Raw genomic sequence first — 13,221 nt, 5'->3', positions numbered from 1 at the left:
TGGTTCTACTCTTAGTTGTTTTCCGCCTGTTTCAATAATTGCGTAAGCCAGTAAATTGTGTCATGGGGTTGCCGTACAGGTAGCTGGTGGTAAAACTCATACCTTGAGTGGTAAGTTCGTTACTTGAGATAGGCAAATGCCTTTCTTGCTTTACCAGCTTTTACTATGTCTGAACCTGGTCCGAGCAGGATTTAGACACACAATTAACCATTATTTCTGATAACGTTGGTTTTTGTCAAGTCAAGTTATATCATGTCTGTTTAATTAAGTATAAAAAAAATTGCCTGATTACGATTATTCACCAAATATTTCTAATATCCTTTAATCTAAGAAAGTTTTCTTTGAATTCAAGTTGTTGTTTTTCATCTCCTTTTTAATGTTTGGGCCTGGGTTTCTGCCAGGAATATCTGAGCTTTTTTAAATAATCCCACCCCCTTTGATTCTAAAGTCTGTCTACTCCTGTTTCTTTTTCAATCCAACGAGCTACTTTTAAGCCTTTCCAAATACCTACCATTAGAAAATTTTTCTCTTAACTTTAAGGCTAGTTTTTGTAGTTGTTGTTCATTTAATATAGGTTTTTTCCTCTTTTATTACCTCTGTTAAAACCAGCTCGATTTTTGATTCCCTTTTCACCTTCAGTATTGTAACTAATTACTATTCGTCTGGCATAGCTATAGCTCTACGCGCAACTCAAAAGTAAAAAGTAAAAAGTAAAAAGTAAAAAGTAATCTCTGAGTGAGTCTGAGCATTTATAAAAATCCTAATCTATTTGCGTAGTTCTGTATAATATTATGTCCGGATAAACAGTGATAAATAATTAGGGAGTCCTCACGAGGACCGAGTCAGGAGGAAGAAAGAAGAAAGAAGGTTTGGGAAGAAAAATTTTTTTATCATTAACTAGCTAGCTCGCTTTTAGCCCATACGCTAGCCTCCTGGGTCGTAACTGCGGCCTTCAGCTTTTTGAGCGATCATTTAAATCCCCTGCTTCTATAAGCAGGATAGTGCGCGGAGGGGTAACATTCCCCTTATAAACGTTTACTGCTGAGTGGCTGAGTGGCTGATTGCTGATTGCTTTTTTAATTAAGCGGACATAATATAATTTAATCCTACGGCGATTTGCTCCGCAACACTAGCACGTTTTATATCGCGCAGCGAAACGTATTGTTAAAAATATTGCACCCTAGAGATATTTTCCAGAAGACATCTCCAGAAAAGAGGGAACGCTTAACACTTAACTGGGAACAGGGAGAAATAATCGATCATTTATGGATAAGAATTGATTTTATTTTGGATTTTCACGCCTATGTCTATAGTAATTTTCATCGTCTTGATTCCACAGACGCTTGACTTTTGAGATACTTCTTTTTCAGTTGATAACTACTCAAATAGGAAGCTAAATACGCTTTTTTCGGCATAGAGTTTTTTCAGGTTACTTTGACTTTATTATAAAGCTCCTACTAAAACCGGATTTAGTATCACTCTGTAATGGTTTGGAGACCAAGAGGCTAGGGAATCTAGATTTATCAGTTAGGAATTATGGTTAATTTGGCGTGGCTGAAACACGGTATGAAATTCCTAAATTTATAATGTGATTTTCAGACCTATTTCCCTTCTAACTGGTGCGGAAAAAGCTCCTTTCCAGCTCCTGACTCGATCCTCCTGACTCCTGAGTTCTACTCGTGAGTCCTGTAAAACCATACTTTTATTCAGCAACGCTAGGAATTTGTAGTAAATATTGACCAAATTAGTATTAGATCAAATTAGTTATTCAGCCTTCCTAATTATGCATTAACAACATCTCCAACAATTTTACCTTCAAGTATACTAACTGCACCCTCTAACAACTTATCTTCTATATATGGTTTAGTGAAATAACCCTTGGCGCCTAACTCAAAAGCCATTTCCATGTGTTTTTTTGCACCGCGAGATGTCAACATTGCCACAGGTAATATCTTCAAATTAGAATCTTTTTGCATCCGAGATAATAACTCAAAACCATCCATCCGAGGCATTTCAATATCACAGAACACCAAATCACAAGGTAAACCAGCACGCAGTTTTTCCCAAGCATCCTTACCATCTCTTGCTTGTTCAACTCGATAACCAGCTTTACTAAATGTCATTGATAACAACTCACGCACTGTAATTGAGTCATCCACAATTAATACAGTTGACTCACTGTTGCGATCTGTAGGTAAAGATAAAGTATCTTGACTACTAGGCGACCAAATATTCCCTTCATCTCGACGTTGTCTTCCTGTTGCTAGATTAATTAACTCAATAACATCTGCGATCGCCACAATTTTACCATCCCCTAAAACAGTTGCACCTGTAATACCTACAGGTTTAGGTACAGGACCTTCTAATTGTTTAATTACAATTTCCTGTTGTTCTAAAACCTGATCGACTTGCACCGCCAAAAATATACCTACTGAAGCAGAACGCAAAACCACAATTGAAATCATATCCTCTTCAGCATTTATACCATAAACATTACCTCGGCGCAGATGACGATTATATACCAGTAACTCTCGTAAGTGACGGAAAGGCAACTTTGCACCGCGCCATTCTATGTAGTTCTGCCCATCTTCTCCTGTTTTCACCTCATTCTGAGGAACTTTCACCATATCTTCTACCCCATCCATAGGGAAAGCAATCCTGGAGCGATCGCTAATACAACACAATGCTTTCGAGATACTTAAAGTCAGTGGTAAGCGAATTGTAAATGTTGTACCCTTGCCAATAGTCGAATCAATATTAATAGTACCTCGAATCTCTGTCAAATTAGTCTTCACCACATCTAACCCTACTCCGCGACCTGAAAAATTATCAGCTCGATCTTTGGTACTAAAACCAGGATGAAATAGTAAGTCATAAACATCCAGCTCAGACATTTCTTGAGCTTGTTTCTGAGTAATCACACCTTTTTTGACCGCTTTATTCTTCACTTTTTCCGGATCAATTCCCGCTCCATCATCTGCAACCGAAATTACTGTCTGATTCCCTTGGTGAAAAGCACGAATTGTAATGCGACCCTTTGCAGACTTACCTGCACTTAGACGTTCTTGGGGTGTTTCAACTCCATGAGTTATAGCATTATTCATTAGATGTTTCATCGGGTCAGAAAGCTTATCCTGAATCATTTTGTCAATCAAAGTCTCTTTCCCTTCTACCTGTAGTTCTACCTCTTTACCACACTCCATGGAAATATCTCGCACAGCACGAGGTAACAGTTGTACTGTTTGAGAAAAAGGTATCATCCTCGACCTTGTGAACCCTTCTTGCAGTTGAGTTGTCACCTGTCGTAGTTGACGAGTTACTTGTTCTGCATCATCAACCAAAAATTCTATATCAGAAGCAGACTCTCGTACTCTGACAATATATTCAATAGTTTCCTGAGCTAATAAGTGGAAAGGAGTGAAGTTTTCTACCCGATCGAGATCGAGAGAGTCATCAAACTTTCTGTTTCCAGTGTTGCTTTCATTTTCTGTATCTGGTATGTGAGAGGTATTGCTAGAACGATGTCCATGACGACTATCCCAAATTGCTCTTTCTAGAAGAGTTTTTTCGTATAAGTCGTGCATTCTTTGTCCAGCATCACTGAGTAGCATTACCTGATGGAGTAGGTTATCTAGGAACTGACGCATTCGTTCCTGACCTTGTTCTAAACTATTACGATTAACTACCAGTTCACCTACCAAGTTACTAAGATTATCTAGTTGCTTTGCAGGTACTTTAATTGTTTGTTCTAGAGGGCGAGATTTTCGGCGAGGAGCATTAGCAGCAGAAACTACTTTTGATTTATTTGATTTAGAGGTATCTATATCAGAATTTTCTGAGGATTTATCTTCCTCATCTAATGTATCTTCTACTTCTTCTGACTTGTTTGTTATACTTGCGGATACTTCCTGTGTAGGACTTTTGTCTGCAACTACTGTATTTGCTGTAGATGTCGAGTTGATTTCTATACCATTTAATAGTTTTTCTAGTTGTACAAAAACATTGTAATTTTCAGATTTTTCAGCTTTTAGTATTGCTTCTAAAGCAATAAATTCATAATCTTCTATTTTTGTTTGGTTATTAACTATTAATTGTTTACTTTGTTGTGTCTCTACAAAAGTTTTTTCACTTACTACATCTAGCAACTTATCTAAATCTAATGTTTCATCTGTATCTTGATTAAATCCATTGTTATCTTTTGGCTCTTCTAATGTAGGCCATAGGTCTTGTAAATCTGCCGAAGTTTCCTGATTTTCTTGAGTCTTGTCATTACTTCCAACTGTATTTTCTGGTGATAGGTTAGTAAAGTCTAGACTTTGATCGTCTAATAAATTATTCAAATCATTATTATCGTTTTGTGTAAAATCTTGCCAGTCTAACTGCTCCACATTGATTAAATTTTGTGAGCTTGAAGAGTCTACATCTTGTCGATCGAATAATTCCTCCAGACTAGATGTCAAATCTTCTGATTCTACTGGTATTTCTTCTAAATCTTCAAAAAGTGCTTCTAAGTCCGATCCTGTAGAAGTTAAATCATTTGTAGTGTTTGTTTTGAGCTGAGATTTTTCTGCTTTTGTCTCACTTTTTATCTCTTGCTCTACATCTTGAATTGCTAATAAATCACTCAAGTCTAATTCATCTAACTGGGATTTTTCCACTTGATTCTGGGGAGTAGAGTTGATTTTGCCAACAGAAGTATTTGCTTCTAAATCAATGTCTAACTGCCAGTCAATTTCTGACTCATTCACATCCTCTAATTCTGATAAATCTCCATTATTTAAGTCACCAAAGATATCGGATAAATCTGCTGTGGGTTTTCTTTGATTACTGTTGTTTTGTTGTAAATTAATATTTTGTATTTTAGACTTACTATTTTTATGTGGTTCATTTTCTCCGATTTCATCAAATAAATCTGAGAATTCCTCATCTGCTGGAGTCACAAAATCCCATTCATTTTTGTTAGAAAAATTTGGTGATTTTGCCACCTCATTAATATCAAACAATAAGTCAGATAAGTCACCAGAATCATCACTATCAATTTTAGATCTTTTTATTTTATCTGCTTCTAATTTTCCTCTATCTAGTATTTCTTCTTCTTCCCAACTAGAATCTAAATCTGGTGTTTCTCCTTCAAATAAATCCGCTAAACTATTTAGTTCTGATGCTCCTACTTCTGGACCTCTTTTTTCTGTTTCTCCTATTAAATTATAATTACTATTATCTACATCTGTACTGTCTAAGCTATTAAACCAGTCATCTATAGACTCTTCATTATTAATTATTGTGTTATTTTCTCGATCTAATTCCTGGTTGAGATTATTTTTATTTAGTTGATTTTTTGTTTTATTTAACATATCTATTTCACCTATTTTCATATAATTTTTATTTTCTTTTTTAACATCCTTTGCTAAGGATTTTAAATTTTCGTCTATTACTATTTCTTGCTCTCGATGGTCGATAATCAATTCTTGAGCTTGTTTCAAATTTTTAATTATATTATGAGCCAAGATATAGTATGTATTTTCCGTATTACTGACCGCTTTTTTAACTACATCTATTAATTCCCTCCAATTTGATGATACATTATATTCTTTGCCTTTGTCTGCTAAAAAATCACTTATATATCTCAAATTATTTCTTGTATTTGCATCATCATGTTGCTTAAACAAAATTAACATTTCTTGCATTTTTTCTGGTACTTCTACCCTAAAAAAACTTTCTTTTCCACTACTTACTTCTGAAATTTTCCCTGAAAATATGCCTCGACTTTCTCCTACTATATCATCCAGGTATTCTTCTAAATCCCTAAATATCGGTTCTATTGTTTCTAGTGTAATTTTTTCTTCTTTTTCTGTTAAACTGAAGTTTGAAAGTTGTTCTAATAAATCTTGTAAAATATCAAAAATCCTCAAAAATAAAGATTCTAATTTATCATCTACTTTAACAACCACAGTTTCTTGCAAAATTTTAAAACTATTTTCTAATCTATGAGCGATGTATCGTATACTATTAATTCCTAACATAGCGGCTCCACCTTTAACAGAATGAGCTGCTCTAAATAATTCACTTAACAGTTCTGGATCTTCTATAGTGACTTGTAAATTTAATAATCCTTGCTCTATCGTATTGAGGTGATCTTTTGCCTCCCCAATAAAATAGCCCATGATTTTTTGTGTTTGTTCAGTTTGCATATTTTTTATAGTTCTAAAGTCAACAGAATTTTTTTTGACTATTGATTATGGTTGGCATAACTATGAAAAAATCTGCTGATAATTTCCTAACAATTTCTACTTTATTACTCTGCTGGATCTACCCGGAAACGCTCTACTGAAGTTAACAAATCGCGAGCAACACCTACTAAATTCTGGAGGGAACTATAAACTCGTTGAGATTCTTGAGAAGTTTCTTGAGCAGTCATTTCTACTGCCTGCATTACTTTCGATACTGATTGGGCTACTTCATTTTGTTCTACTGTATCTGCAGCAATAGAACGTACTAATACATCAATTCTTGTTGTAACTTGAACAATATCTTCTAGAGATTGCTTTGCCTCTTCTGCCAAAGCTGTTCCATTAATAACGTGCTGAGTTGCATCTTCCATTCCCTTCATTACTCCATTTGTCTCAGTTTGGATTTGCATAACTGTATGTTCTATATTCTTAGATTCTTTAGCTGACCTATCTGCCAACTGTCGGACTTCATCTGCCACTACTGCAAATCCTTTACCCGCTTCTCCTGCTCTAGCTGCCTCAATACTAGCATTCAATGCCAACAAGTTTGTGCGAGAGGCAATAGCAGAAATTGAAGCCACAATCTTAGTAATTTCCTGGGTAAATTCTGATAAACGTTTCACTCTTCGAGTTGCATCTGCCACACCTTCTCTGATTTGCAGAATACCAGCTACAGTACGGTCTACTGTTTCCCCTCCTTTTAATGCTAAAGCTGCTGCTGAACGGGCTACATCTTCTGTTTCGCGGGCGTTTTCAGCCACCCGTTGAATAGCATCAGTCATCACTTGCACAGACTGCAGAGTAGCCGCCAACTCTTCTGCTTGTCGCAAAGCATCTGTAGATAAACCTTGAGCAAAAGTAGCACTATCCATAGAACCCCTACTTACTCTTTGAGCAGCTTCTTTAACCTGATGAACAATTTCCCGCAAATTTTGAATAATCAAATTAAACGAATCTGCGACTGCTCCTAAAACATTTGCTGTAACTTCAGCACTTACAGTCAAATCTCCACGAGCAGCTCCTTCCACATCATCTAGTAAGCGAATTACTTGTCGTTGTAAATCTTCTTTTGCCTGTTCATTTTCTTCTGCTTTTCTTTGAGCATCCGTATAAGTTGCTTGGATTACTTTAGCCATATGATTAAATTTGGCAGCAAGCTTACCAAATTCATCTTCTGAATACACTGTTGCTACAGCTTTTAAGTTACCATCACAAATTACATCGAATTGAGTATTTAAATCTTTGTTTGCTCTTTCTATTTGGTTTGTAGTGATATTGCCAAGAAAATAAGCAGTTAAAAAGCTACTTACTCCTGCTATCCCTGTCATTATCCAACCAGTGCTACGCAACTCAGAAATTACTTCTGTTTTTTGCTCTTGCAAAGCTCTGTAAGAGACCATATTGCTAACAAAAGCTACTGCTATTAAAGATACTACCCCTGTTCCTATCGCTGTATATAGTTGTTTTGTAAATAGGGAAGCATTTTCCCAAAACGCTAACCCACCTTGTTCAACCATTACATTTGTGTCTACTTCTTCTCCTTTGATTTTGCTAAATGTTGGGAGTTGATGATCTATTGGTATAGCTTCCTCACTATCAATCGCACTAGGATCGGTTCTACTATCAAACAACGCTCCTGTTGTGGCTCCGACAACCATTCCTGTATCCATTGTTTCTAAATTTGATGCTACTCCCCCCATCTCAGGAGTGGTCATATCAGTTGGCATTTCTATTCCATCAGTCAGGGAACCATAGTCCTCAAAATTACCAAATTCATCATCTTCCAGAAAACCATTGGCTTTTTTATCTATATTTTCTTCTTCATCCAGATGGAAAGCTTGGCTGAATTCTGCTTCATCAAATTCATTCATCTCAAAACTATCCAGTTCTTCGACTACTCCTTTACCTGCATCTGCTCTTTTCTCCCATTCATTATATAATTCATCTCCTATTTCACCTAATTCATTTTCTGCTTCTTCCCACTTGAAGCTATTGTTATTTTCCATCAACAAAGTAGCTTCATCTACATCAGAAAAATTACGGTTAAGATTTTCATTTTCTGTTGCTTGCCCTTTGGCTAGATTAGGTCTACTATTTTCTTTTATATTATTTGCTCCACCAGTAATCATTTCCCCAGAACTCTCTAGGATTTCATCTATTACGTTCTCAAAATCCTCATTTAGTGATTCTAAGTCTAACTCTTCTCTTTGATAATCTTGGTCTATATTTTGAGTGGTTTTATTATTTGTTATATCTTCATATTCTAATGTTTTATTTTCAGATATTTCTTCTTCTTTTAATAATTCTTCTTGTTGTTTTTTCCAGATTTCATCCAGGTCTGCAGTTAAACTAAAATCAGATATTTCTTCTATAGTTTCACTATCTTTACCATTTAAAACTGCACCATCTGGCGATTTTTGGTTTGTTCCATTTAGGGATATTTTACCATTTTCTATTGGCAACTGATTTGTTATTTCTTGGTCATCTGTAGTCAAATCATCTTCAAATTGCGTCAACTCTGGCAAATCTTCTAAATATCCTGAATCTTCATGTTTATGGTTATGGGAACTACCATTCGTTGTGAAAGGATTATTATCTTGATCTATTAATTCTAAATCATCTATATCTTCTAGCTCTAATTTCCCAAAATCAAAATTTCCTGCGGAGTTTTCTGCTGTTAATTCTAGCCTATTTTCATTGAGGATTAGTTCTGGGTCTGTGATATTTTCTAGGTCTTTTGTATCTAATTCCAGACTATTTTCATTGAGGATTAGTTCTGGGTCTGTGATATTTTCTAGGTCTTTTGTATCTAATTCCAGACTATTTTCATTGAGGATTAGTTCTGGGTCTGTGATATTTTCTAGGTCTTTTATATCTAATTCCAGACTATTTTCATTGAGGATTAGTTCTGGGTCCGTGATATTTTCTAGGTCTTTTGTATCTAATTCCAGACTATTTTTGTGTGCGATCGCTTCCCAATCACTAGAAACCTGTTCTTCTATAGACTTTTCATTCTGATACTCATCAAAGTTAATATCTTCCAGCATTTCTTCAGACTCACCCAAGATACCCGGATAATCTGTAATAAATTGCTCGCTATCGCTTATACCTTGTTTAGCATAGTTAAGTAGCTCTGGATCATCACTTAAGTCTAAGACTAACTGATATTGTTCTTTAGCTACATCGTACTGATGAAGTCCATAACAATATATATGACCACATAGGAGACGAGAACTAGGGTCTTCTGGATAATCCTGAATTAAGTTATAAACTAAAACTGCTGCTTCTTCATAGTTGCCCTGACTATAGGCATCTTCTACCTTTTGATAATCTTGTAAAAAGTCTGTGCTGGATGATGTCATTTGCTGTCCCTCTCTCAAGATAATAATATTATTTATTTTTAGTTTTTTAATTTTATCATTGACGGAATTTTAGGAATTGGGAATCAGCCTTACTCAGAAATTTTATATCTAAACAACTGAGTCAAATAATTATGTTGACTTATCAACTGTACGGAGGTTGCATAACAAAAATGCGTTTCATGTCGCACAGCGAAACGTCCCTTTTAGGCTGCCCATCGAGCCGAGCGAATAATTGCTTCTTGATCCAGTAACCTGAGAACCTGCTCTCCCTTATCATCAAAAATCCACTCTCCTCGTAAGAAGGGAGCCATACCATCTGCAACATCTGTGGACATTTTCAGCTTCTTTTCATCAAGCCACTGCATTCCCACAATCCGTTCAACTGCTAGTCCTAATATAGTGTCTTGGTCTTCTACTGCAATTATTTTAATCTCAGGTTGATCGGTATTTACTGGGATTGGGTCTCCAAGGAATTGAGCTAGATCGGCTACCCAAATCACTCGTCCCCTTACATTTATTGTGCCTAAAAGTAAGGGCGAGACATTGGGAATAGCTGTAATACCTTCTGGAGATTTATAAATCACTTCTCGAATATCTGTTGCTAGTAAAGCAAATTCATTGCCCGAAGGTAAATAAAATCGCAAATGTTGTTCACCTTCAGGATTGTCTAATTCTTGGATTCCTGCACCTTGGCCTGGTAAAAACTCTTCATTGCCTACCATAGATTCTTAAACTTACCGTCTTAACAATTGTTTAACTGTTCCTACCAGTTCTGTGGGCTGGAATGGTTTAGCAATGTAGGCATCTGCGCCTTGCTTTAAGCCCCAGTAACGGTCAAATTCCTCTCCCTTTGAAGAACACATTACTACTGGAATATTCTTGGTTTTAGGATCGGATTTGATCCTCCTACAGACTTCATAGCCATTCATTCTTGGCATCACAATATCTAATACCACTATATCTGGTTTAGTATTTTTTAGTCGCCCCAAAGCTTCTACTCCATCATTAGCAACAGTAACTGCTAATCCACTATTTTTAAGAAGTTGTGATATCATTTCTCTTTGGGTAACGCTATCTTCTACAACTAGAACTTTGCTCATTTTTTTATACCTGATAGCTTGGGTTTAAATTTATTGATAGTTAAAATATAGGTATTGATTAAAATTTCCTATGTTTGGTTTTTGGCCAATATCAATTAATTTAGATCAACTGATAAATATTTGTTTGATTAAATATACTGGCTAGTAACTCTCTTTTATGATAGCAATATTAATCCTTTTAGGTACTTTTATATACTTACTAGCTCAGTGTTTAGCTGTAGGCATAACCTAACTAGCTAAGACTTAAACATAATAGCTATGTATAAAATCACACATTTATTTCTCATATACTTTTAATTGTTACTTTAATTTGACAAATATGGTGATTAGTTTAGTCAGTATCCTCAATATAATTTGCCCAGAAACTTTGTCTATAGTTTCTCCAATTTTAAACATTTAGGATTTATGGCCCACTTGCCCAGATTTAGCTGGTAGCCAATGGTCTTTCAAATAATATTATATTTTCTCTTGACCAAAAATCATTCGGCAGTTTGAAAGCCCCTTAGCAATAGCAACAAAGATTAGTATTATTATTTTTTGATTTTAGGGGTATAGATAAAGTCTGTTGACATGTTGAAATATTTTTATTGGCCGAAAAATTTGGATTCAAGCCTCACCCTGAAGCAGGTGACTTTCTACTGTATTGATAGTGGTCTAAATTATCTCCTCCGTTGGGAGTTGAGTCACCAACGACAATGGTATGAAACCAAGCCTGAAGCAGCAGAGAAAGAGTTAAGGTCAATGGTCTATCAATCAATACTGGAGACAAAATTCAATAATTAATAATTAACAAAAGAATTTTATAAAGCTTCTGTTTGATCGGGTGGGGTTGAAATTAGAAAAACTTTACATTAACAGGACTTACGCAGTACCGCTATATATGGTGGATTATTTGGTCATTATTCCAGATATAACTACTACAATTAGTGTCGTTATGTAAGTCCCGATCAAATTTCCTTTTGAATAAACACAGAAGAGCAACAGTAAGAAATGGTATTTCAGCTATTCATTCTGACTGACTCCTCCTCAAAAACAGCCTAACTATTTGTAGCAAAAATTTATTAAATTGATATTACCGAAAAATTAATAATTAATAATTAAATAATTCGCGCCTTGAAGCCTCCCCTTGGATAGGGGAAAACAAAGACAATATTCCTTATATTCAATTCCCGAACGGTTTTAAGCTTCTTGTAATTATCAAGTTCGCAATTATCCATTATCCATTAATGAAAGCCCTTTTCATAATTAGTAACCACAAAATCCTGTGGGAGTTGGGAGTCAGAAAACGCTTTGGGGTTGCTTTGCCCACTCTCGTTTATCTAGGATGAAAACTGTTATTATATCTGCTCCGATCAACACTATCTTAATTTTCTGGATTTTTTGATAATATTCTCTCAACTTGAGAATTTATTACTAATCCTGGCCCAATATACTTTTCCAGCAACATTAGTAATTCACTTTCTCCGAAAGGCTTAGTCAAGTAGTGTGTGGCTCCAACTATTCTGGCCTTAACCCGATCGATAAATCCTTCTATCCCAGTAAGCATAATAATAGGTGTCTGGCGAAATGCTGTAGAGTTACGCAACATTGCACAAATCTCATACCCATCTAGTTCAGGCATAGCAATGTCACATAAAATCAAGTCTGGTTTAATTTGAAATACTTCACCTAATGCTTTGAGGGGATCGCTCAGACTACTGGCATCATAACCATTTTGATTGAGAATTGACTTAACTTTTTCTCGAACAATTAAATCATCATCAATACATACTACTTTTGGAATTTTTGTTTCTCGTTGCAATGACTTTGGTTTTTTGACCATAGTTGTTTTTGAACATTGGTCAAGTAATTGCACTATCCCTTTTTGCACAAAAGGATAAATGGCCTTAGCTACTGTTAATACATCTCTGTTTAGATATCTAGCTATTTGCTGCATTGATGTCTGACCATCTGACCAATGACTTAAAATATTATATATGTTTGGCCTTAATGCTTTTTTTAACTGGACTGGATCGGAAATTACTGGACACTGTTCAGCAGAATGAATATAAGGAGAAAATTGGTTCCATTCTTGTATCTGCTGGATAATTTTTGCCAATAATGAGCTGACTTTTAAGGTTGTTAGCTGAGGTGTTAGTGCTGGGCCAAGTTCAAATATAAATGCTCCTCGACGAAGACTTAGTAAATCAAATAGAGTTTCACGAACCATATTATGGATAATGCTGCGTCCCTGAGCTGGTGTGAGAATTCCCTTTTCCAGCAAAGCCCATAAATATCCATACTCAGGTGCATTGACAGAGGCAACAGAAGGAACTTTAATGGTGTCAAGATGGCGATCTGCTTTGTAGCGACGTAAGTAGTCTCTCAAACGGGATAAACTACCTGCACTTGGGGTGGCGTAGATAATCTGACCATTCAGAAAAAATACAAACCAAGATGGTTCTGCGGGAAAGTGCTGTCGGGGTTGAGCAATATTACTGCCAACTGGTGAGCTGTAGGCCTTGACAAACAGTTCACCAGTTCGCTGAC

At 35.8% G+C, this 13,221-nt stretch carries 6 protein-coding genes and 1 pseudogene; 1 reads left to right on the top strand and 6 read right to left on the bottom strand.

Features of this window, described 5'->3' with window-relative positions; translation table 11 throughout:
* Positions 1–373 precede the first annotated feature (373 nt).
* The 5 genes and pseudogenes from F6K22_RS42030 to F6K22_RS13540 all read right to left on the bottom strand — a co-directional run.
* Positions 374–436: pseudogene (locus F6K22_RS42030) on the bottom strand (hypothetical protein); the annotation flags it as partial.
* 1,345 nt (positions 437–1,781) lie between these two features.
* Positions 1,782–6,191 (bottom strand): hybrid sensor histidine kinase/response regulator, encoded by a 4,410-nt coding sequence (locus F6K22_RS13555; RefSeq protein WP_293098323.1) that lies wholly within the window; start codon positions 6,189–6,191, stop codon positions 1,782–1,784.
* A gap of 104 nt (positions 6,192–6,295) precedes the next feature.
* Positions 6,296–9,592, bottom strand: coding sequence for a methyl-accepting chemotaxis protein (locus tag F6K22_RS13550; protein WP_293098321.1), 3,297 nt, complete (start codon positions 9,590–9,592; stop codon positions 6,296–6,298).
* 203 nt (positions 9,593–9,795) lie between these two features.
* The gene (locus F6K22_RS13545) at positions 9,796–10,314 is read right to left on the bottom strand and encodes a chemotaxis protein CheW (protein ID WP_293098318.1); all 519 of its coding nucleotides are present in this window, start codon (positions 10,312–10,314) and stop codon (positions 9,796–9,798) included.
* Between the two features lie 12 nt (positions 10,315–10,326).
* Entirely contained in the window at positions 10,327–10,692 is a 366-nt protein-coding gene (locus tag F6K22_RS13540) for a response regulator transcription factor (RefSeq protein WP_124143464.1), read from the bottom strand.
* A 570-nt stretch (positions 10,693–11,262) separates the two neighbouring features.
* On the opposite strand from F6K22_RS13540, the gene F6K22_RS13535 reads away from it, so the two are divergent.
* Positions 11,263–11,475: a hypothetical protein gene (locus F6K22_RS13535; RefSeq protein WP_293098316.1), complete on the top strand. Its 213-nt coding sequence runs from the start codon at positions 11,263–11,265 to the stop codon at positions 11,473–11,475.
* 580 nt (positions 11,476–12,055) lie between these two features.
* Here the strand turns inward: F6K22_RS13535 and F6K22_RS13530 are convergent.
* On the bottom strand, positions 12,056–13,221 hold a 1,166-nt coding region (locus F6K22_RS13530; protein WP_293098314.1), incomplete at its 5' end, for a response regulator.

It is taken from the genome of Okeania sp. SIO2F4 (genome assembly GCF_010672385.1).
Lineage (GTDB): Bacteria > Cyanobacteriota > Cyanobacteriia > Cyanobacteriales > Microcoleaceae > Trichodesmium.
The sequence above is the reverse complement of the archived record's forward strand: the minus strand, read 5'-3'. Positions and strand labels throughout refer to the sequence as shown.

Bases quoted from the DNA above. Each gene is read 5' to 3' on its own strand.
- F6K22_RS13535 (WP_293098316.1), top strand. From the start codon at position 11,263: ATGTTGAAATATTTTTATTGGCCGAAAAATTTGGATTCAAGCCTCACC.
- F6K22_RS13540 (WP_124143464.1), bottom strand. From the start codon at position 10,692: ATGAGCAAAGTTCTAGTTGTAGAAGATAGCGTTACCCAAAGAGAAATG.
- F6K22_RS13545 (WP_293098318.1), bottom strand. From the start codon at position 10,314: ATGGTAGGCAATGAAGAGTTTTTACCAGGCCAAGGTGCAGGAATCCAA.
- F6K22_RS13550 (WP_293098321.1), bottom strand. From the start codon at position 9,592: ATGACATCATCCAGCACAGACTTTTTACAAGATTATCAAAAGGTAGAA.
- F6K22_RS13555 (WP_293098323.1), bottom strand. From the start codon at position 6,191: ATGCAAACTGAACAAACACAAAAAATCATGGGCTATTTTATTGGGGAG.